Raw genomic sequence first — 20,683 nt, 5'->3', positions numbered from 1 at the left:
CTTACAAAACGAGGACCAAACAGCCGGCCGGCGGCGGCCCCCTACCACAAGTCCAGGATTGGCGGCATCGAACGTCCTGCGGTGCGCTCATCGTTTTGATGGAATCGTCGTGGCCTTGACGACGAGCGGCGCCGACAGTTTTAAAGACTTTTGGAATGTATCGCCACACCTGCAGAATTGCGAAGGACGGGATGTCTTTTTCAAGAAAATGAGGTAACGGTCGAGTTGAGATATTGAGATCGGCTTCAGCCATGCTCGCTCCACACCCAGGGTTTCCCGCTGTTCATGAACTACCGTCGCCTCCTTATTTCGGCCAGTATCGTTGTGGTCGCGGTGCTTACCAGCTCTTACGCAAGCCGCTCGGCGTTGGGCCTTGTGATCGACAGTTGTGAGCTCAATCTTTCCATAACGGGTTCGCCATTCCCCTGCTTGAAGATCGTCCAGTCGCCGCGTCCGTTGTCAGCCTATGCAATATTACGAGAGCCGACGCACAAAGAGCGGACCATCCTTACACCGCTCGACGCGATCAGCGGCATAGAAGATTCACGCCTTATGGCGGCCGGAGGGCCGAATTATTTCGATGATGCCTGGAAGGAACGATCGATCATTCTGGATGGCTACCCGCAGAAAGACGATTGGTTGGATGCGGCCCTTGCCATAAACGCTGCAACGAACCGCACCCAGGATCACCTCCATATCCACATAGGATGCGTCTCCACGCGGTTGAAATCCGCTTTGAGCGGCAAGCGAGACGAGATCGGCGTCCTTTCCTTCCAAAAAATAAGAACCGATACCGCCTGGCGTTCATTCTGGGTGAAGTTCTACGCTGCTGATAACCTGACGGACATCAATCCATTTCACATCGTTGCGGATGGCGTACCAGGCGCGCGAGAAGATATGCAGGATGTTGCCATCGGCGTTGTAGGGGCCTCGTTGAAGACTGGCCAACGAGGCTTTTACATTCTGGCTCGGCTCCTCGGTCATAGGGGCTTTCACGGTTCGGCAGAGGACTTACTTGATCCGAAGTGCAGCCGGTAAACCGCATGTAAACTAGCCGCACAGCACCTTGTGAACTACCGCAAACTAGGCCGACCCACATTATTCCAGCAGTCGGATATTGCCCTGAACCGCTATCGCGGATCTCTCTGCATCGAGGAACCCCATCAGCGGCAGCGTCACGTCGGCGGGCGCGAGGCCAAGCACTCCCTGAAGCATATCGCTCGCGATCAGATGTTGGTCAGCTTCCTCCATTAGAGCGCCCTCATCTATCCAAGTCGACATGCTTTACCCGTTTGGGTGGACAGCAAAGCAGAAATCGCAAGTGACAATTCTGATCGACCAGGCATCAGCCGCAAACCGGAAGCAGGCCCAAAAATCCGGGCCACGGGATCACCCACCTACCGGATGCGGTGGTCAGCCAAGCGGAATGTTTGGAAAGATCACAATCGGTTTAGATCTGCTGTGCACCGAGGGAACGAGAGAAACGGAAAGAAGGTCGACTCGGCTGTGAAGTTCGGCACATGCATACACATTTGGCGTCAAGTCACTCTTGATGACCCGGAGCCAAAGTCTCCTCAGGGAGCAGAGGGCAGAGGCGGTGATTGGCGGCAACTATGCGAGACAGTGCTTAGACCGGACATTCTGCCTATCAAAGGAGCGGCTGGACATTTGCCACCGTGTTCCCCGTCCGATCGTTGTGCGTGCCCTCATCGGTTCATCGCATACCGGAAAGGAAACGGTTCTACGCAGTCCGACTTGACCCGAGGATATGGGTCTTCAAAGAGTGCCCAGCCGTTCTGCGGTGCGTCAATTGAGTGTGCGGATCGCATCTCGCGTTGTAACGGCGTCGGATGTCGTTCCGGATGCTGTTGATGTGATCGAGTTTGCAATATTCAGGAACTTCAGCAGTTCGATCGAACCCGCATTGGAAATGTACAGGACATCCTTGTCCCGCATTGCAAATTTCTGCGCCGCGAACAGGCCAGCCGGATCCCGCAGGTTCGCCCGGAACACCACCGGAACAGTCTCATCGCGGAACGAGCCTGTATTGATGTGCATATCCTCCAAGATCTTCTTATCCACCAAGCGATATAGCAGAACCTGTCCTGGGTTGGCCTGCGTATCGGAAAGCCCCCCAGCCTTGCCGATACCTTCGTTAAGGCTGAGATCCGTATCGTCAAAGTCGAAGCGCCCGTTATTCCCCGCCGCACCAAAGGCCACGAACGTGCGGCGATGACGGTCGGCGAAGATCGTATCGCCGGGCGCGATATAGATATTTTCGATCGGGTTCTTGAGAAGCGTTTCATAGGCCACGGTCGCCGTCTTACCGCGCCTTTGAAGGGTGATATTGGTTTCCATGCCAGGCGTCGCAAGGCCACCTGCCTCGGACAGCGCGTCAAGAATGCGATCACCGGCGGGACTGACTTCAATTTTCTTCGGACTATTGACGTCCCCAAGCACGGCAACCTGACTGGACACCGAGCTTACAGTAGAGATAACCACTTGCGGCTCGATCGCTCGGCTCGCCAGCTTGTCTTCTACGTTGCGTTCGACTTCTTCCTTCGATTTTCCCGCAGCCACGATGCGTCCGGCGTAGGGCACGCTGATCGTGCCGCCGCGGTCGATGGTCTGATTTGGCAGTGTCACGAAATTGCCCGCGCGGCTACCCGCGTCTGCAGGGATGAACAGGCCTCCCGACTGGGATTCAAAAATCGAAACCTGGACAACATCACCATAGCCGAGCGGAACGTCCGGAGCACCACCGCGCCCGCCGCCGAAACTTTCCTTCAGCGAGGCGATAGACTTCTGGTCGAAAAATTTCAACGTATTCTGGTTCAGATCGATCAATGCGTAGTCGATCCCGACCCTCCGGTCAGGAGATGAAACCTTGATAGATGCCTGAGTATCTATCAGTTTTGCGTCTGGCCCAGAACGGGGCAAATAGGTGCAGCTGGAAAGCAAAACAATGCTCAGACAGACGAGGCTCGTACGCGGAAAAGAAATCTTGCTCATCTAAAACCCAGTCGCTTCTGCACCAAAGGATAATCATTGCCTCTACGTCAGAAGCTTGAGACCAGTAGCACGCCTGATGTAAAAAACTAGTATCAGTAACATCACGGCCAGCATTGTATCTGCCGTTAAAGTTAACGTCATTTGCGCGATCATCCACTGCAATGTCAATCGCAAGATACGTCAATAGGACAGGAAATAGTGTGAATCGGCCGTAGATTTACAAAACGTTGTGGCACGAGAGGCACAGCAGACTTGCAAATGAACGCAGGAGCTGTCGCTAGACTCTTTTTCGATCGACAGCAAACTGGCTATGCTATCCGGCGTGGCCAAGCGGGTGCCGCTTGCGACGCCTCAGATCTCCGCGCTTACATGGTAAAGGAATTCATCCAACAATGCGACACGAGCAGCTCAAGTCATAGGCTACCTATTCGCAATTGCAAAACGGACCGCTCCTGAGCGCGATGAGATTGGCCGTCGCTATGGACTTTTTCGGGGTCTCTCCATCAAGCCAACGCTCCAGGAAATCGAAACCGGATCGGAAGTTTTCTGCCCTCTCTGGCGCCTGACGTGCCCCTTAGTCGACAGCCAACGCCAGTGCATTCTCTGTAAGGTTTCGAAAGGCGTTAGACGTTTCATAGTCTCCTTGTCGAGCGAGGCCATCGACATCGGGGATATTGCAGCTAAAATTGCCCTCAATCCGACCAGTATTTATCGGCGGGCGGTCACTGCTCTACAGCAAATGCAGCATTTACAGCAATGATGCATTTGCTGAAGATGTCTCAGCGGCACTCTTTATCCGATTTAATAACATTTCATGGCGAGGAGAAACGCAATGACGAGCAGCATCGGTTCCTACACGACAAGTGACCTATCGCGGAAGTCAGGCGACATCATCGCCGAGGCCTTGCGTCATCCGGTTACCATCACGCAACGCAATAAGCCGCGACTGTACTTCTTAACATCGAAGACTACGAGCGCTTGATGCGTCAGTCCGATATGCGTATGGCTGGCACACTTGAGACCATGTCCGACGCATTGCTCTGCGAATTCGAAGGCGCTGTCGATGCTTACGCTAACAGCGATGAAACAAACCGATAAGCGGATATGACGAGTTCCAGACAGCGGCGGTGATCCGCTATCCCTATCTCTGGACGTGAAGCAAGGAAGGGTGAAACGGAAGAGCGCAAGGATCGACCCGTGGCAGGCGGCATTCGTATCCCGCGAGCGGACGGGGATATCGCATTGTTCTTCCCTATTACGACGAAGCAGCCGGAGGCAAATCGTTTCACGGTCGAAATACCAGCGATCGAAAAACGCCGGGCGGCCCTCGATGTAGATCTGCGTCTCTGGATCATCCTCGACGAGTTCAATAGCGACATCATCGGCCGGTCGTTCTATCTGGAACCTGAACCTCCGATCGGTCGTTTCAGCAAGGCATTCTTCTTGCCGCTTCTGAGGGAATTTATCGCACGCCGGAAGTCTTTTTCCGAGGTCATGCGGTCCAGATAGCCCCATGTTTCACCGAGACCAGCTGCATCGCTCCGGCCGGCGTTTCGCGTCTCGCGGTGTCAGACCATCTTCTGTTTACGGGGACGGTTTTCGCCGGTGTCAGGCTCTGCGGGTCTATTTCCTCTTGCCCGCTTTGACGAAGGAAGTCGAGGAGTAGGTCCACTCACGAAGGCCCTGCAAGACGACACCCCCCTTTTGTCCAGATTGCTTGGCCCGGCATGTCGAGTGAGGGGCAGGCGCGCCTTGCCCGCGCAGCTCTCGGTGAGAGTCACGCGCGTGACCTATGTCGAGTGTGGACGACTCGAAGTCTGCGTATCCAAAAACGCATGAGGAGGTTTGGTAAAATGTCTCATACTGTTACGAATCGGGGCACGAGCAATGAAAATTGTTCGATTATAGATCAGAACACAGAGTGCGTTTACGGGTTGTTATCTGAGTCTGACACCTTATCGAGACACATTTTTCGAGCTGAAATAGCTTTGTGCCATGACGAATCGATTAAAATATCTGATCATTGCGATCCTGATTTCCCTGGTAATGTGGGTCGGGATAGTTGAGTTTGGCCTATGGATCGCCAACGATCCTCCGCCTTCTGGCGTCATCACTGGGACCAATCCGCCGCCTCGGGATAAGTGATTAGGCGCCCCCTGCCATCAACGGCTGCCCGAGACGGCAGCGGTGGTGTTCATATCGATACCGTCGCTGGATTTACCGCTGATCCAAACGACGCCTGAAATCAGGCTGCTCCAGAGGCCGATCGAAACCACAAAGGCAATGAAAAGGTACTTTATTCGCGTCGACATCGGTTACACCAATTCATGTTTAGCCGAGTAAAACGCCGCCACGTTAATTTTCGATTAGCTAGATGAATAGAATGGAATGGTTCCGTCAAAGGTACGCCTTCAAAGGCGAACATGGTAAATAATTTATATATTGTCGCGTTGCGCCATTGGGTTGGATAATGATGTTACTGACATTTAATATGCCCTCACCTCCAGATCAAACCGCAAAATTTTGCTCTAGGTTTCCTTATGCAGAATTTGAATCGCCGAGAACTTTTTATTGAGTTTTTAGCGAATTGGTAGGTGATCCATGCAACATGATGCTGATCCTCCCCCGGCCGTACTTAAGATGCAGACCAGTTACTCCGCGTGACCGATTTGTATCGTCGGAGGCCATTTGATTGATCGCGGAGATCGACAGCGCCAACATCGCCATTGCCGATGTTCCTGACGGAAGATCGGCCTTGGTGTGGTTCCTTGACGCGCGGTGTACAATCTTCTTTAAGACAGCTTCTTCGTGCGTTCGGCAGGCCCATCGTTCCATCAAAGCCGCTCAACTAACTTTAGAATCAGCGCAATGAAGGACGCAGGGGCAGAGCGGATCATACCCGTAGGCCGTCCCTTGGGTGCCCTACCAGCTGGAACTTCTTGTCTTGGGCAGGGCTTTCGTTGCCAGGTATCGGACAGTCTGCGAGGCGAAGATGCCTCTTATGCTGAACAGGCATATGGCATTCCGATCCAATTTCAAACGCGTATCTGGCAACCCCCTTTGACCCCTCCGTTCAATCATCGGTGACGTCGCTGACCCTCGGTCGTCACCCCCTATGTCCCAATTTCAGACATCGATAAAATTTTAGTATTTCGGCGCACGAAATCTCTACTGGATGACCTCTAAAACGGTGTCATCGCCAAAGGGAGATCACCGGGATGCTTTCTGTCATGTTGAAAACCAAAGTTGCATTATGCTTCGCCGCGCCGCTCGGTATTTTCCTTTCCGTCTTGACCATGCCAGCCGTCTCGCATGCCGCAGGCCCCGCAGGCCAAGCCAAGGGGATTGGAGCTGCCGTCACTCACATCCTGGAGGGTGACCGTGCTTTGGCACCGTTCGCCAGCGTCGTGTTCTGTCTTCAGCAACCTGATCAGTGCAAAGACACAGGCGGCGCCAATGTTGTCATGCTAGACGACGTACACAGGCGTCAGTTGACCGACGTCAATTCCTCCGTCAACCGGGCGATCCGCCCAGTCAACGACCCCGCCGGCACCGATGTTTGGAGCGTTGATGTTGCACAGGGCGATTGCGAAGACTTTGCTCTTACGAAACGCAAGCACTTGTTGGCTTTGGGATGGTCTTCCCGTGCCCTGAGGATTGCCGTTGCACGGACATCAGCTGGCGAGGGCCACGCCGTGTTGATTGCCAAGACGTCCGAGGGCGATCTAGTGCTCGATAATCGGACCAGTCGGATCAAGGACTGGCGGTCGACAGATTTGCGCTGGATAATGTTTCAATCGGAAAATGGTCCGCAGCAATGGGTTGGGCTGAAAACCGGCCGCCCAACGCCCATGATGGTCTCTAAAACAGTAGAAGCGCCAGCGACCGCAAAAATTATCCTCAAAGGGCTGACGCACCACCGCAAATCAGTAACGACCACGCCCTGATTAAGGTGTAGTAAAAGGCGAAGCTCACTCGCTTTGAAAGAACGGGGCTTTTCCGTCATTACCGCTTTACAGCCTAGCGTTGACGACAATCATTGCCACCCAGGTAAAAGGTGTGCCAGCTCATACCCTCTCCATAGTAGCCGCCCCCATGCAAAACCTCAGACAGTCTGTCTGCGGGGGCGTCGCGCACTCGACCACGCCTGCCTTCGCCACAATACGGAAAGCCGGCAAGCCGTATTTGTGCAAGTTCTGTTTGGCCCATCTCGATCTTCGACGTCGCTCGAGCCTGGCCGGTGGCGACGCAGGGGAGCAGGGCCGTGATTACGGCTTCAATGGAACGGCCATAGAGCGGGGTGGCCAACCTCATTGTCAACAATGGGTCTCGTGGCGTATCTGCCGAAGATTCACACTGTCCCGTCGCGGACACGGATCCGTCAAGGACCTGCCCGAGAGTTAGCAATAACGTTGCCTGAGGAATAGCCATTGAAATACAGGCTGCGGGTCGCGGTTGGCGCAATTGCGTTCGGCCCTTTAGCGCGGCTACCCGCTGGATCTGCCAAAGGGGCAACGCAGTCCTGGCACCGTTGAAATAGGATGATCCAAAGCTGTCGCCAGTCATGCGGCTGCATGACATCCGGCGGTCGGAACCGCCGATGCCTTCGAATGGCGCGAGAAGCGGCTCATGGACGGAAGCGACTACCGGCGACCCTGTGATCCCGATATGCCCATCGTCACCGAGGGCGCATCGATGGGGTGAGAGACCTATGACGCCGGGCCCGCGTTTTCGTTGCCGACGACATTCGTCAGACATCAAGGAAGTTGCCGCCCAGTCTTGGCAGTGCGCCATCCCCAGAGACAAAAATGCGATGGTCTCGGTTCGGCATCTCATCGGAGCCGCGGTTGAGCTCTGGCGTCAACAACGAGCCGCTGGCTTGCCAAGCGCACTTCGGCGGCAAGGACAGTCAAGGCCAAATCCCGCGCGGCGCCCTCGCGGCGTGTCTGGAGTCTTTCCCGATCGATCTGAATGTCGCCTTGAAATTCCAAAGCAGCCCGATCGCCTGCCAGAGCGTGACGCTCCTGAGAGACAGTTCGACAATGCGCCGTGGTGGATGTCGATGGTTCCCGAAATGGAGCGAAGATCGATTGGGCCTGACAGCGCTTGCGGCGGGCGCGCGTCTGGATGGGTCAGACACACGCGATCCAAGACAAAAGCTGGAATCGGTGTAGCGCAGGAGACTTCCTCACGATTGATCCATTGTGATGTAAGAGACCACGTAAGACCACCAGCTCGCCGCATGTTGGCGCGGTGGGCTCCCTCGACCATGGGCATCAGGGACCGGTGACCGGCGTCATCATGGCGCGATCACAAACGCCACGGAAACAGAGGACTTCCCATATACGTAAAGCAAATGGGGTCCCCTTCCCCATAAACGGCGGGACAGCGATAATCGGCTTCAGACTGAGCGTGATGCGGATGCACTCGCCAGAATTGCGGTTGCTATTAGCACAAACGGCCAGGCCAAACACGTTGCAAGGCCCGCGAAACGATTGAACGACCACCCGATGCCATTGCGATTGCCCTCGATCACGGTTGGAATAGCAAAGCTAGTTGCAATCGCGAGGTAGATAGAAATTGCCATGACCTTCTCCCTGATGTTCAGGGAAACTATCGTATGCCCGTGAAGCGAGAATGAGTTTTTTAATTAAAAGCCTATTCAACGCCCGGAACAACGTTGTCTTCGTCGTGAAATCAGATCCGACACGTCAAGGAGACATATACCTCAGGTATTGCTCGTCAACGTGGCCGCTCTACGTTTCGAGCGGGGGACGTCTGCTCGTGGACGTCGGGCACACTATCGAGACCTGCCTCCTTCGCGCTAACTGAAGCGGCGCGACCCCACCACAGCCAAGTTCAGAACAGGTCATTGCCGACGATCCTGTGCCTCCTTGTTTGCATGGCCGGACCTCGCCTGGTCGGCGCCTCGCGCGGCAGAAAGATTTGGCGGATGGCATAAAGCCGGCAGCCGCGCCGATCATCGGTACCGGTAGCCGGAGATGCGCACTATGGTTGAACGACCGCAGCGGACCGATCCCGAAAAGCATTGGCCCTCGTCCATTAGAGCGTTTCCCTTTCATTCTGGATCATATCCGCAGGAGGTGAAGAAGTTTCGGGCTTCTTGAGGTTCAATGAGGTCGATCAGTTTTCCAATCCTGTCCCAAAGGCCTGCCACAGTGCGTTCTGCCGCCTTGCGCAGGAGTGCTTTCAGCTTTGAGAATGCCTTTTCTATGGGGTTGAAGTCGGGGCTGTAGGGCGGCAAGAACAGCATGCGTGCACCGGCAGTCTCGATCAACGCGCGGGCTGCGGGCCTCTTGTGGCTGGAAAGATTGTCGAGGATGACAACATCGCCAGGCTTCAATGTCGGAACCAGCACCTGTGCGACATAGGCCTCGAACCAGTCTCCGTTTATCGGCCCGTCGATCACGAGCGGTGCAACCATGCCTGTGCTGCGCAAACCCGCCACCAGCGTCGTCGTCTTGCGGTGGCCGTGAGGAAAGCCCATTCGCAGGCGCTCTCCCTTCCTGCAGCGTCCATGGCTGCGGGCCATGTTCGTCGCAGTCCAGGTTTCGTCGATAAAGACGAGCTTGGCGGGATCGAGATCCAATTGGTCGTCGAACCAGCGCTGGCGCTGCTCCAAGACATCGGGCCGGCTCTGCTCTATCGCGTGGCCAGTCTTTTTTTACGCGTCTGGCCGTGCCGGACAAGGAAGCGGTGCAAGGCCGACTTGCTGATCGTGATGCCTTGCTCCGCCAACGCGTCGCGGAGTTCAAACAAGGTTCCGTCCCGGTGTTCGGCGAGCCAGGCCATGATCTGTTCCCCATGCGCCTCGGTTTTGCGGGAATTGCGATCCCCGCCAAGCGGGCCAGGTCGCACATCACCCTGCCGCAGTTGCAGATTTCGCCAGCGACTGACGCTTGCGGCACTCACGCCGAAACGTTCGGCGGCTTCACGATGCGTTGCACCAGCAGAAACCGCAGCAACAACACGAACGCGCAGATCGACAGAAAGGAATTTTGACATATCCGCCGACCTCCATCGGCAGATAGCTTGAATCAGACCCGGACCGATTTGCAAAGCCCCAAAGATTCAATCAGTCAGGGAACCGCTCTAGTATGATCGGGTTACTGACACGAAGGCTGGCTTGATATCGCCCTCTCGAAGATACATCCACGGTACAACTCGCTGTGTTTACAATCTGGAGTATTGCAATGGCAGGATACTATCTTTGATTGCTTCAGAAACGCTTTAGTTGCGCATGCTCCTCGCAATGTCATTGAATTGACTTTTCAGCACCGCCGGGGGCCGCTACTCCCGATCAATCGTAAAGCCGCATCCGCTCAGGTGGTGGCGACAAGTGACAGCGGGACATAACCTGCCACAGAGGGGGCGTCCGGTCTTGGGGCCCTCATTCAACCGCCGTGGGTTACCGCGTACTCAACATGCTTGTATCCAAAAAAGCCACTGAGCTTACCAAGCACCCGGGCCCCAAGTCGCGCGGCTTCAAAGCGTTTCGCAGGGTGCCAAAAAAACACAACAAGTGTCGCGGCGCTAAAACATAGCGTGCCGGCAATGCGAAAGGCTTCGCGCGCGAAACTAAATCCCGGTGGTCGATGCTTCAGGTGGACGAGCGTATACGTGTTGCCGATTCGGTAGGCACGCTTTAGCATCCAACGGGTCGAGGACCGCGAGACCGGCATGTCCTCCAAGACCGTCGCATCATGCGCCCAAGCGAATTTGGTACCAGCGAGCTTGAAGCTCAAGAGCATATCCGTATCCTCGCCGCCGAGCAGACCAAAGACAGGATCGAACCAGGGCGCTTCCCGTGTGCGGAAAGCAGACGCGGCAAACAAAACATTGCTGGTCGCATCAACCCAATCGATGGGCCCCGTCTTCATTTTGGAAAAATCCGCCAGATTGGCTGCCGCCAGATACCGTGGAACCGGTTTTTCAAATATACGTTGAACGGGTCCACCGACGACCTCTGCATGGGTCAGACGCTGTGCATCCATGAGAGCCTGCAGCCATTGCGGTTCCGGCCATTCGTCGTCATCGATCATAGCAATGAATTGGATATCGGGGTTCTTCAGCGCTTCCGCGACCAGTGCGTTGCGCGCCTGGGCAATGCCCCTCTCGCTGACGGCAACAGCAGCAATGTCAAGACCGAACCCGCCATCCGACATCGCCCGGCAGGTCGCGATGCCCTCCCTCCCATCAACGTCATTGTCTGCGACAACAATCTGAAACGCCGTGTCCGTTTTGAGACCAGAAATCGCGTGAAGACACCGTGCCAAACCGGCGGGGCGCCGGAAGGTTGGTATACAAATCGCGACACTATAGCCTGGCATTCAAATCCACTCGAATCTGCGGGATCGTTATTGACATTTAAGCACGAGACTTCCGCCATACAGCCCGTCCAGGAACCGGACCAGCCGGGTTAAGGGACAGACGTCAGCTCGAAAGCGGCAGTCGGGAAAGCCGAAGTGTCGGCCCTCTCAACCCTGGTGGTAATAGTCGGCATAACGAGTGTGATAGTACTCTTCCGACCCAAACTCGCGGTAAAGGTCCATCTTCTTCGCGTCAACCTTATTGAGGATGACACCGGCGCATTTGTCATACAGGCGCGCCTCGTTCATGAGTTTGTTGCGGACAACCTGACGCGAGGTCCTGCCCCACTCGATGACCATCAATACGGTGTCCAACAACGGGCTCATTGCACGCGCATCGACTACAGGGCCGATTGGCGGCAAATCGATGACGATATAGTCGAAGCGCGCCTTTGCTTCATCAAGAAGCCGCGTCATCGCCGGAGACACCAGAAGTTCCGGTGAATGCGGAACGCGACGCTTCGATACAGCGGGAAGGAAGGTAAGGCGGGTCGTCGTATCGGTGAGTATGGCCTCATTCATCGGAACCTGTCCGATCAGGACTTCAAGAAGACCGTCTTTCGCGTGCTGTCCGAGGCTGCGCGTCGCACCCGGATTGCGAAGGTCGGCATCGATCAAAAGTGTTCTGGCACCTTGCAACGCAAGAAGCTCCGCGAAATTGACGGCGATCGTTGATTTTCCCTCACCGGGCAAAGTTGAGATGATGCCGATGACCTTGCTGCGCCCTTCCGCGCCTTGAAGATCGGCCGAAATTTTTGCGCTGCGCATCGTCTCTGCAAATGCCGAATGTGGATGGTCGACCACATATCGCATCAGGCTGTTGATGGGTCTAATGGCTTTCAAACTGCCATCTGGAGATACGTCCTTTACAGGCTTAACCTTGTCGTCGAGCAGTACCGAGCCGAGATATTCAAGTTCCAGGTTGTTCCTGACTTGTTCGCCAGTCCGGAAGAAACGATCGCGGAACTCGCGAAATGCTCCTATGCCACCACCAAGCGCGATGCCGAGGAACGTAGCAATAGCTACGACAAGCGGTTTTTTCGGCTTGCTGGGCTTGTCGGGCGGCGTCGCATTGGTGATGATGCGAGCCTCCGTAATGGGAAACGACTGCTGCTGCGACGCTTCCTGAAAGCTTGCAAGCGATGTCTGCAAAAGGTTTCTGTAACTATCGGCCGTGCGCTCAAGTTCACGCAGCTTGACCTGCGTTTCGCCGGCCACGGCACTCACTCCGCTTGCCTGGGCAACATTCGTGCGCAGCGCATCTTCCTTGGCCTTTGCAACCTGCAACTCGCTGTTATAGCTCTCGGCGATACGGCCGAGCTCTTCAAACATCTGCCGCTGATATTCGGCCATTTCGGAGCGCAACCTAACCGCTTGGACATGGTTGGCGCCCAATCGGCTGGAAATATCGGCCTCGGTCTTGGATGCAGCCAAATATTTTTGGCGCAAATCGTTTGACACCGAGCTTCCGAGCACATCCGTGACGATCGCATCCGTTCGCTTGGCATCAATGATCGACTTCACCCGATCGTATTTTGCTTGAGCCTGAGCCCTGTCGGATTGAGCGACGATCAATGCGCTGTTTAGCTCGGACAACTGTTGATCACTGATCAGGTTGCCGTCCTTTGCGGGCATCAGATTATGCAAGGAACGATACTTCTGGACCGCAAGATCCGAATCTGATGCCTTTTGCTTCAGTTCGTCGATGCGTTCTTGCAGCCACTCGCTGGCACGGCGCGTCGCCTCATAGCGGGAATCAAGCTTGTCTACGACATACACATCGGCAAAGGCGTCGGCGATCTGAGCTGCGAGATCGGGGTCTGGAGACGTGTAGCTGATGTTCATGACATAGGAACGGCCACTCCGCTCAACCGCCATATTATCGGACAGCACGGCTCGCGCAATCGTCTCAGGATTTTCCTGTTTGGGAGGCGCGCCACCGAGCAAAGCCTTGATGTTCAACATCGAGCGAGCGGTACCGAGTATCGAACTCTCAGATTGCATGAAAACGGCGTTATGGGTCAGATCCAACTTGCGGATCACGTCAAGCGCGATTGTCTTGGATTTGATAATCTCGAGCTGACTCAGCACCGTGGATTCGTCTTCCGACGATACGGGCGTGCCGGAATCCGAGATCTGGTTTACGATCCCGCTGTTGCTGTGCTCGATTAAAACATCGGTTTCAGCCGTATACTTCGGCGTCGCCGTCAGCGCTATCACCACGCCAAGCACCATGAACACCAACGCGCAAACGGCAACGATACGCCACTGACGGCGCACGATTGCGAGCAACCGATTAAAATCCAACGATTCGACCGAGCTGCTGGCATCCCACATGCTGTCGCTGCGAGAGGAGAGTTTATCTGGTGACAGCATATGGCACTCACGGTTCATAGGTTAATGTTGACTATAGTTCCACGCATCCGGTCCACACGGCGACCCCAGAGGCGTCACTGATCGTGTCCTTCCCGCGTTCGCAAGACCACCGTCGCTCCCGTATCAGCATGGCCCACGAGGCTTCAAAAGGTAACGATGCAGCATCCTCTCCCGCACTTGACAAAAAGCACTTCTGATTAGGTTTTATCCGATCACTATTCCAAATGCCATATTGGCAAGACGGCATTAAGGTGAATGAACCATTTCGGTAAGGCTATGTGGCAATGCAACAACATACTCGTTATGAGATTTTGATGTACGATTTTGTGCGTGAGATGTCCAGATGCTCAGGGAAAAGCTAATTTCATCGAAAAATCCGTGATTTTTGATTAAATTAAAAGCAACAAGAACATCAAATATTTCAGGTTCGATGTTTTTTTACTCAGCAATTGCAAAGCGCGCATGTCTTTCCACGCAATATGGGTCGGGATGGGTGTCGCATCTCGCAACTGCGAGCTGTTTGTCATCCCATCTTCGGGTGCATATATCGGATAGCAACAAGTTGTTCGGCTGCATATACTCTAAGCATCATCGGAAAAATGGGCGTTCTCTCTATCAGGCGCTGCGACCGAGGCTTGACTTTGGCTCAATACTTGCAAAAAGAACGGCCAAGAGGACCCAACGGTTTTAAGCATACTGTAAAATACGTCTCCAATTTGTGACGTCCGATCCAGTCCAATTTTCTGTCTGCTTTGACGCTGATGGCTGAAGTCCCGACGACAAACTGCCGAATTGAGGTCGCCAACAGCAGCAAGGCTCGAACGAATGTCCGATAAGCTACCCCTCGCCGTCACCAATACGAGCGAACTGAGAACGCAGCAACACAAGTCCGCCGTTTCGTTGGCATCAACGAAAGGCATTTATAGGCCGGACATTGATGGCTTGCGCGCACTCGCAGTCAGCATAGTGTTGATCTATCATACTGGAATAACGGGCATCAGAGGAGGCTTCATCGGCGTCGACGTCTTTTTTGTCATCTCTGGCTTCTTGATCACCAGTTTGCTGCGGACTGACCTCGAACGGAACAATTTTTCGATCGCACGCTTTTATGAGCGCCGAGTTCGCCGAATTTTTCCGGCCCTGATTGCGGTGATTGCGGTGACGCTTGCAGCCGCGCCGATTGCCCTATTTCCTGTTGAAATGCGAACGACGGCGCTGACGGCGATTACCGCGCTAACTTCGTTCTCCAATATCTATCTGCTCAATTCTGCCGGCTATTTTGGCGCCGACGTCAATTCCCAGCCGCTCATCCACACCTGGTCGCTGGGCGTCGAGGAACAATTTTATCTGGCCTTCCCGCTCGTGCTGGCTGTGATCGGCACATCACGCCCAAGAACGGCGTTTTGGGTAATCGCCGGCCTAGCGCTTGCCAGCCTTATCGGCGGCATCTTGTTGACGACGGCCAATCGTGACGTCGCATATTATTTTCCGCTAACGCGCGCCTGGGAACTACTGGTCGGCTCGCTGTTGGCTTATCGCGGCTTGCCGCTCATGCCCCGCATCTTCCGCGAACTCGGCATGCTAGCAGCGCTTCTCTTATTGGTTGCTTGCAGCGTGAAATTCCACTCTGGGCTTGCGTTTCCTGGCTACTATGCGGTCATCCCCTGCCTTGCTGCCGCGGTCCTTATTGGCGTCGGCGGTCAGGGGCCCACGATCGTCAAAAGCCTGCTTTCTGCGGGACCCGTGGTCTGGGTCGGCAAGATCTCCTATTCTCTCTATCTCTGGCATTGGCCGATCTTCATCTACTATCAGCTTTTGCGCGGAACGGCCCTGTCGGCGCCGGAAGCATTTGTGCTCGTTGCCGCGAGCATCGTCACTGCCTATTTGTCATGGCGATACATTGAGCAGCCATTCCGCGAACGGAAAATCGCGGCAAGCCGCACCGCGCTCGCTGTCTGGGCCGGCACCGCTTACATCACACTGTGCGCAGGATCCGGGCTTCTTTATAGCAACATCCTGACAATATCCAGGGGCAGCGAGGCCGACCGGCTGGCGAGCTACATCGACTATGACGATACTCCAATCTATCGCCGCGGTGTTTGCTTCCTGCTCGGCCATGTCAACAGCTTGTCAGACTACGATCGCGACACCTGCCTGAAACCCACCATCGAAAAGCCCAATCTCTTACTAATCGGTGATAGCCATGCTGCAGATCTCTGGAGCGGACTGCATGCGGTAATGCCGCAGGAAAATGTAATGCAGGCAACATCCAGCGGCTGCAAACCGGTTATCGTCTTAAAGGGTGAGCGCGGCTGCACAGATTTGATGCATATAGTCTTCAGTGATTTCCTGGAGACCCACCGTCCTGAAACTTTGGTTCTTTCTGCGCGCTGGATAGAGAGCGATATTCCAGACCTTGTCGAAACAATCGAAGCGCTCCGCTCCAAAGCGGGACGGATTGTCGTATTCGGTCCCATTGTTGAGTACTACAAACCGCTTCCACGCCTACTCGCGCAGGTCGCCGGTGGCAGGAATGACGGTCTGTTGGTCTCAGCTCGCAACATCGAGCAAGTCGCGACAGACAATGACATGGCAGCAGCCGTTAAGGCGGCGGGCGGCTCTTATATCTCTACATACAGGCTTCTCTGCCCGAGCAACGGTGCGGTCTGTACCAGCGAGCAAAACGGCGTACCACTGCAATGGGACTACGGGCATCTCACTGCCGAGGGGTCAAAAGTGGTGGCGCAACGGGCCCTTTCGAGTAGTCCTGATTTCTTCAAATCAACGTCTTCTAAGTAACTACGTTGAGATCACATTTTCTAAAACGTTAACCAATTCTTGCGTCTGCCCCAAAGTCAGTGTTTATGTGCGATACAAAGAAAACTGTGGTAGAAGAAATTGAAACGAAGAACATTCCTCGCCGCCGCCGGTGCTTCCCTTTTTTTTAAGAGGCTACGAGCCGCGCCAAGAGACAGTCTGCGAACATTGGCAGGCAAAAAAAATCTGATGTATGGCTGTGCGGTCTCAAGTATCAATCTCGCCAAAGATAAAGGTCTTGCCGCCGCAACGGCCGTAGAGGCCGGCATTCTCGTTCCAGAATTCGAGATGAAGCGAAAGTATATAGAAACTGCTCCAGGCGACTACACATTCGGCGCTATCGATGAAATCGTGGCTTTCGCGGAAACAAACAACCAGAGTGTCAGGGGGCATCCACTGGTTTGGCACAGTGAAAACCCGGAATGGTTGGCTCCCGCACTGGCGAACGCTTCGTCACCCTCTGAGAGGGAGGCACTTTTAGTAGACTATATCTCCAATGTTGTCGGCCGTTACGCTGGTCGTTTCCACTCATGGGACGTTGTCAATGAGGCCGTCGAACCTAAAGACCGGGATAAAAACGGCCTACGCAAGAATAGCGTTTGGTATCAAAATTTCGGTGAGGACTATATAGCCCTGGCATTCCACGCTGCGAAAGCTGCTGATCCTAATACGCTCCTCGTCCTCAATGACTACGGCGTTGAGGCTGCACCAATCTGGCATTCAAACCGACGCAGAGCAATCCTCTCGCTATTAGAGCGAATGAAGGCCAAAAATGTTCCGATTGAGTGTCTCGGAATCCAGGGACACCTTTGGCCTTATGCCGACCGCTTCGATGAAAGGGTTTTCTCGAATTTTTTAGACGATGTGTCGGCTCTCGGGTTAAAGATCATGATAACAGAAATGGACGTGTCCGATAAGGCTGGTCCCAGCGACGTTTCTCAACGAGATGCATTTGTTGCTAACGCCACCAGGGCGTTTCTCGATGTTGCGCTTTCTAATAAAGCAACAATCGGTGCACTTACCTGGGGCCTGTCGGACAGATATTCGTGGCATTCGGTTTATGAAAAATATAGGCGTACAGATGGACAGCTCTCGAGAGTGCTCCCGTTAGACGCCGACATGAAGAGGAAACCTATGTGGGAATCGATCGCCGCTTCATTCGAAGAAACGGAACCTCGATCACATATTTGATATGACGAATAGCTAAACTTAAAAATTTAGAGCCAAAATATGACCCGAAGTTGGATTTGCAGGTCAATCGCAATGAAATGGACACAGCTGGAACATTCGTCCACTCGACGCACGCATCTTGGCAGTCATAAAACAGCTAAGGAGGCTCTTCCGCGTTAAGTAAATAACTAAAGAAAGCGGGCTTGAACGAGACGGATCGCCTTTTAGCTATGCCATTACGCTTGACAAAGCCGATATTACGGCAGCAAATTATGGTCTATTCACGGAGCCCCTATTTCCCGGCTCGGAACCTCAGCATTTATCCAAGAAACGAGCGGCCAAGCTTTTTCATATTCCCTACTCCGCTGCAATTGGCCTGTTGCGTTCTTCGCCTATTTTTCGAGAGACTAGTGATTTCACATTTGGCACATATACCCGGGGTATCACTCTCAGATTGATGCAAAGCACCACCTGAATTAGCCAGACCTCCCAGTCCTTTGTGAAAATTTGAGCTTCAAGAAGATTGAAGAGCACAGAAAAAAGCAACCAACCAAACATCAACCCGCAAAGATTAGCGTTATATCGTGCTTTCCTGAACACCTGAACGAGAGGGATGGCTACAGTTGGGATCAACGCCAGAACTGCGCCTGGAATACCAAGCATAAGAGCAAGCTCGATGTATCCGTTATGAGCATGGAATGTACCAGCTAACCAGGGTTCTGCAGAGTAGGTGTCGAGGAGAGAACTATCGCCGAGTTGCCAGAATGAACCGTAACCCGAGCCAAACCAAGGGTGGTCGTTGATGTATTCAAGCGTCAAAGTCCAGATCTGAATACGGCCGGTAAATGCCATAGGGTCACTGAATATTTGGATTATCTTATCCGAGAATAACATTCCCAATATAGGCACTATAAGAAATAACACCGCAACAATTGCTATAGCAAGCTTAGAGACGGACTCTTTCTTTGCGTAGTTTCTAAATACCAATGCGGCGATGAGTGAAGGGAACGAAAACCCTAGGGCGGTTTTGCCACCGGATCCCAGTAAGAAGACTACGCTAAGGAAAAACACGATGAAATCACTCCACTGTTTACGGAGTGCCCACCTATAGCCAAAGAGGATTAGCGCAATTGCACACGCTGCAGCCGCATGATTTTTGTGAGTAAAGAGCCCCCGCCACATGCCGACGAGTGCGGGGTCCGTTTCGCCAGGCGGGTGTTTTGCCCAAGCGGGGACGACAAATACAGCGATCACTGAAAGAACGATCAGCAACCCTAAGGAGAATGTAAGGTTCTTGAGCACCGCTTTGGACCCCAACAGTGCGAACCAATTAACGACAATTATGATAAATATTATCGCAAGTACAAGTTTTCGCCCCCCTATGTCTGGTCGTACCGCCCAAGATATACTCAGCGCGGAGTAAGCAAATAAAACAATAAACATGGGTGAGTATAGTTTAAAATAGTCCAGCCCTCGGGATCGGATGGCCAGCACCGTAGTTACTACAAAAAACGTCAAGTAAAAAAATTGACGAAAAGCGTTTCCCTCTTGGAAATCTGCAACCGTCGCAACCGAAGCATCTCCGCGCGATTCAAAAGGCATGCCGCCCAGCATGACGTAGGAGAAAAAAAGTACAGACAAAACAAAAAGGAATTTTTCAAAAGAGGTTGTCTGAGTAGACCTTGTCAAGATGCGATTCAATTCCCACTTCCCCTCATATTCCAATGTTTTTATGCCTCAACAACCAGAACTGCCCATATCAGCTTCGATTCCTACAAAAAATCTCGCTAAGAAAATTGCATTCGTCATATAACACGTTTGTTGCTCGATCGTCTCGTGTTTCGAACTCAAGGGTAGTTTTCGTAGCTTCTTCAGTGACTCAGCAGTACAATTTGACATAGTTAGCAAGGTACAATCAACACTCGGTTAGGCTAGTCCCTTAGGCAATTTCTACACCGACATAATTCATCTTCACAAAACATCTTGTAGGGAACGGACGACATCGATGTTTCTCGTCGAAAATTTGCGTGCGAAGTGTGCCGGGCCGGCGCCATAGCCATCTGCGAGCGTGAAATCATCGGCCAAAATCAGAGGAAGATGGCTCATGCGAATCTGCGCCGGCGCTTCTTTGGGATCTGACCAATCCGTATATACGTCAGCTCTTGCGCATGAAGCTAGAAATCCCGAATTACCTAGTATAGTCTGGAAAAAGCTTTCATCAGGGCATTTCACATACCTAAAAAATTCAACCAGTTCCGGCTTAGTTTTGATAGTCTCTACAACGCATGAAATTGCATCGTTGGAGAGAGTCCACCAGTTGCTGCCTGCGTAAAGCGTCCAACCGTTCAAATACTTCTCTATGTTCCGGATAGGGAGTCGGGCGATCAAACGATAAATTGGCGATTTTAAACGAGCAGCGAAACTTTGGGGTCTGTAGGCGCCGTCCACGTTAAACGTCTTAAACCGGCTCATATTTTTCTGCAGTGCAATATTCGGGACGGAAACTAAATTGATATATTCGCTCCCAGATGCTATGTAGTGGCTCCATATCTTTTCCGGCTTCTGAATTGGAAAATGATTGCCGCTGGCAAACGTGTAATACTTGAACTCGTGCGGGCTCTTTCGTGCCGCTTCGATCAAATTGAGAGTCGCTTGGACCTGGCTCCAACCACCCCAATTCACGTTCACCCTGCTTTCGATCAGGCATACGCGAGGTATTGTTTGCAAATTGGTAAACCGGTCTACGTCGGACTTCAAATCGACATGAATATAAAACCATACATGGTCATCGGCCATGACATCGATGAATCTTCTCAGGTGCTCGGGATCATCGTGCGCCGTGATCAATATTGCCCAGTTTAGCATTGTTACCCCGAATTACGTGGGAGTTGTTATCAATCGCATCAAAGCTCGGCGGT

15 protein-coding genes and 2 pseudogenes are annotated in these 20,683 nt (G+C 53.3%); 7 read left to right on the top strand and 10 right to left on the bottom strand.

Annotated elements, in window-relative coordinates; genetic code table 11:
* Window position 1: 1 nt before the first annotated feature.
* Entirely contained in the window at window positions 2-253 is a 252-nt protein-coding gene (locus J5278_RS24405; protein ID WP_219258750.1) for a hypothetical protein, read from the bottom strand.
* Window positions 254-285: 32 nt separating this feature from the next.
* On the opposite strand from J5278_RS24405, the gene J5278_RS24400 reads away from it, so the two are divergent.
* A complete protein-coding gene (locus J5278_RS24400) occupies window positions 286-1,038 on the top strand; it encodes a CDP-diacylglycerol diphosphatase (protein WP_219258743.1) in 753 nt (250 codons plus the stop codon).
* Between the two features lie 60 nt (window positions 1,039-1,098).
* On the opposite strand, the gene J5278_RS24395 is transcribed toward J5278_RS24400, so the two are convergent.
* Together J5278_RS24395 and J5278_RS24390 are read right to left on the bottom strand one after the other, a co-directional pair.
* Window positions 1,099-1,281, bottom strand: a complete 183-nt coding sequence (locus J5278_RS24395) for a hypothetical protein (RefSeq protein WP_219258741.1) — start codon at window positions 1,279-1,281, stop codon at window positions 1,099-1,101.
* Between the two features lie 525 nt (window positions 1,282-1,806).
* The gene (locus tag J5278_RS24390; protein ID WP_219258739.1) at window positions 1,807-3,012 is read right to left on the bottom strand and encodes a polysaccharide biosynthesis/export family protein; all 1,206 of its coding nucleotides are present in this window, start codon (window positions 3,010-3,012) and stop codon (window positions 1,807-1,809) included.
* A gap of 832 nt (window positions 3,013-3,844) precedes the next feature.
* Here J5278_RS24390 and J5278_RS31220 point away from each other — a divergent pair.
* Window positions 3,845-4,110 (top strand): annotated as a pseudogene (locus tag J5278_RS31220) (type II toxin-antitoxin system prevent-host-death family antitoxin).
* A pseudogene (locus J5278_RS31515) lies at window positions 4,107-4,521 on the top strand (hypothetical protein). The pseudogenes J5278_RS31220 and J5278_RS31515 overlap by 4 nt, the downstream one beginning before the upstream one ends.
* 653 nt (window positions 4,522-5,174) lie before the next feature.
* Here the strand turns inward: J5278_RS31515 and J5278_RS24380 are convergent.
* Window positions 5,175-5,324 carry a hypothetical protein gene (locus J5278_RS24380; RefSeq protein ID WP_219258737.1) on the bottom strand — a complete coding sequence of 50 codons (150 nt, stop codon included), beginning with the start codon at window positions 5,322-5,324 and terminating at the stop codon, window positions 5,175-5,177.
* A 906-nt stretch (window positions 5,325-6,230) separates the two neighbouring features.
* Between J5278_RS24380 and J5278_RS24375 the strand changes: the two genes are divergently transcribed.
* Window positions 6,231-6,959, top strand: coding sequence for a transglutaminase-like cysteine peptidase (locus J5278_RS24375; protein ID WP_257623434.1), 729 nt, complete (start codon window positions 6,231-6,233; stop codon window positions 6,957-6,959).
* A gap of 900 nt (window positions 6,960-7,859) precedes the next feature.
* Window positions 7,860-8,186 (top strand): hypothetical protein, encoded by a 327-nt coding sequence (locus J5278_RS24370; protein WP_219258735.1) that lies wholly within the window; start codon window positions 7,860-7,862, stop codon window positions 8,184-8,186.
* A gap of 227 nt (window positions 8,187-8,413) precedes the next feature.
* Here the strand turns inward: J5278_RS24370 and J5278_RS24365 are convergent, their stop codons facing one another.
* The 4 genes from J5278_RS24365 to J5278_RS24350 all read right to left on the bottom strand — a co-directional run bounded on the left by J5278_RS24365 (window position 8,414) and on the right by J5278_RS24350 (window position 13,778).
* Window positions 8,414-8,599: a hypothetical protein gene (locus tag J5278_RS24365; protein WP_219258733.1), complete on the bottom strand. Its 186-nt coding sequence runs from the start codon at window positions 8,597-8,599 to the stop codon at window positions 8,414-8,416.
* Between the two features lie 492 nt (window positions 8,600-9,091).
* A protein-coding gene (locus J5278_RS24360) for an IS630 family transposase (protein WP_219258731.1) occupies window positions 9,092-10,038 on the bottom strand; the annotation gives its coding sequence in 2 pieces (ribosomal slippage) (window positions 9,092-9,699 and window positions 9,699-10,038; 948 coding nt in all).
* Window positions 10,039-10,427: 389 nt separating this feature from the next.
* The gene (locus J5278_RS24355) at window positions 10,428-11,363 is read right to left on the bottom strand and encodes a glycosyltransferase family 2 protein (RefSeq protein WP_219258728.1); all 936 of its coding nucleotides are present in this window, start codon (window positions 11,361-11,363) and stop codon (window positions 10,428-10,430) included.
* A gap of 147 nt (window positions 11,364-11,510) precedes the next feature.
* The gene (locus tag J5278_RS24350; protein ID WP_219258726.1) at window positions 11,511-13,778 is read right to left on the bottom strand and encodes a polysaccharide biosynthesis tyrosine autokinase; all 2,268 of its coding nucleotides are present in this window, start codon (window positions 13,776-13,778) and stop codon (window positions 11,511-11,513) included.
* A gap of 825 nt (window positions 13,779-14,603) precedes the next feature.
* On the opposite strand from J5278_RS24350, the gene J5278_RS24345 reads away from it, so the two are divergent.
* Both J5278_RS24345 and J5278_RS24340 read left to right on the top strand, forming a co-directional pair.
* Complete coding sequence (locus J5278_RS24345; RefSeq protein ID WP_219258724.1) at window positions 14,604-16,577, top strand: acyltransferase family protein; 1,974 nt, start codon at window positions 14,604-14,606, stop codon at window positions 16,575-16,577.
* 99 nt (window positions 16,578-16,676) lie between these two features.
* Window positions 16,677-17,786 carry an endo-1,4-beta-xylanase gene (locus J5278_RS24340; RefSeq protein ID WP_219258722.1) on the top strand — a complete coding sequence of 370 codons (1,110 nt, stop codon included), beginning with the start codon at window positions 16,677-16,679 and terminating at the stop codon, window positions 17,784-17,786.
* A 336-nt stretch (window positions 17,787-18,122) separates the two neighbouring features.
* On the opposite strand, the gene J5278_RS24335 is transcribed toward J5278_RS24340, so the two are convergent.
* The gene (locus J5278_RS24335) at window positions 18,123-19,466 is read right to left on the bottom strand and encodes an O-antigen ligase (protein WP_219258720.1); all 1,344 of its coding nucleotides are present in this window, start codon (window positions 19,464-19,466) and stop codon (window positions 18,123-18,125) included.
* A gap of 270 nt (window positions 19,467-19,736) precedes the next feature.
* Window positions 19,737-20,630, bottom strand: coding sequence for a beta-1,6-N-acetylglucosaminyltransferase (locus tag J5278_RS24330; protein WP_219258719.1), 894 nt, complete (start codon window positions 20,628-20,630; stop codon window positions 19,737-19,739).
* Window positions 20,631-20,683 lie beyond the last annotated feature (53 nt).

The sequence above is a fragment of the Rhizobium sp. B21/90 genome (assembly GCF_019355815.1).
Taxonomy (GTDB): Bacteria; Pseudomonadota; Alphaproteobacteria; order Rhizobiales; family Rhizobiaceae; genus Rhizobium; species Rhizobium rhododendri.
This window is presented reverse-complemented; position numbering and strand designations above follow the sequence as displayed.

Bases quoted from the DNA above. Each gene is read 5' to 3' on its own strand.
- J5278_RS24375 (WP_257623434.1), top strand. From the start codon at position 6,231: ATGCTTTCTGTCATGTTGAAAACCAAAGTTGCATTATGCTTCGCCGCG.
- J5278_RS24355 (WP_219258728.1), bottom strand. From the start codon at position 11,363: ATGCCAGGCTATAGTGTCGCGATTTGTATACCAACCTTCCGGCGCCCC.
- J5278_RS24400 (WP_219258743.1), top strand. From the start codon at position 286: ATGAACTACCGTCGCCTCCTTATTTCGGCCAGTATCGTTGTGGTCGCG.
- J5278_RS24330 (WP_219258719.1), bottom strand. From the start codon at position 20,630: ATGCTAAACTGGGCAATATTGATCACGGCGCACGATGATCCCGAGCAC.
- J5278_RS24390 (WP_219258739.1), bottom strand. From the start codon at position 3,012: ATGAGCAAGATTTCTTTTCCGCGTACGAGCCTCGTCTGTCTGAGCATT.
- J5278_RS24395 (WP_219258741.1), bottom strand. From the start codon at position 1,281: ATGTCGACTTGGATAGATGAGGGCGCTCTAATGGAGGAAGCTGACCAA.
- J5278_RS24365 (WP_219258733.1), bottom strand. From the start codon at position 8,599: ATGGCAATTTCTATCTACCTCGCGATTGCAACTAGCTTTGCTATTCCA.
- J5278_RS24405 (WP_219258750.1), bottom strand. From the start codon at position 253: ATGGCTGAAGCCGATCTCAATATCTCAACTCGACCGTTACCTCATTTT.
- J5278_RS24345 (WP_219258724.1), top strand. From the start codon at position 14,604: ATGTCCGATAAGCTACCCCTCGCCGTCACCAATACGAGCGAACTGAGA.
- J5278_RS24350 (WP_219258726.1), bottom strand. From the start codon at position 13,778: ATGCTGTCACCAGATAAACTCTCCTCTCGCAGCGACAGCATGTGGGAT.
- J5278_RS24380 (WP_219258737.1), bottom strand. From the start codon at position 5,324: ATGTCGACGCGAATAAAGTACCTTTTCATTGCCTTTGTGGTTTCGATC.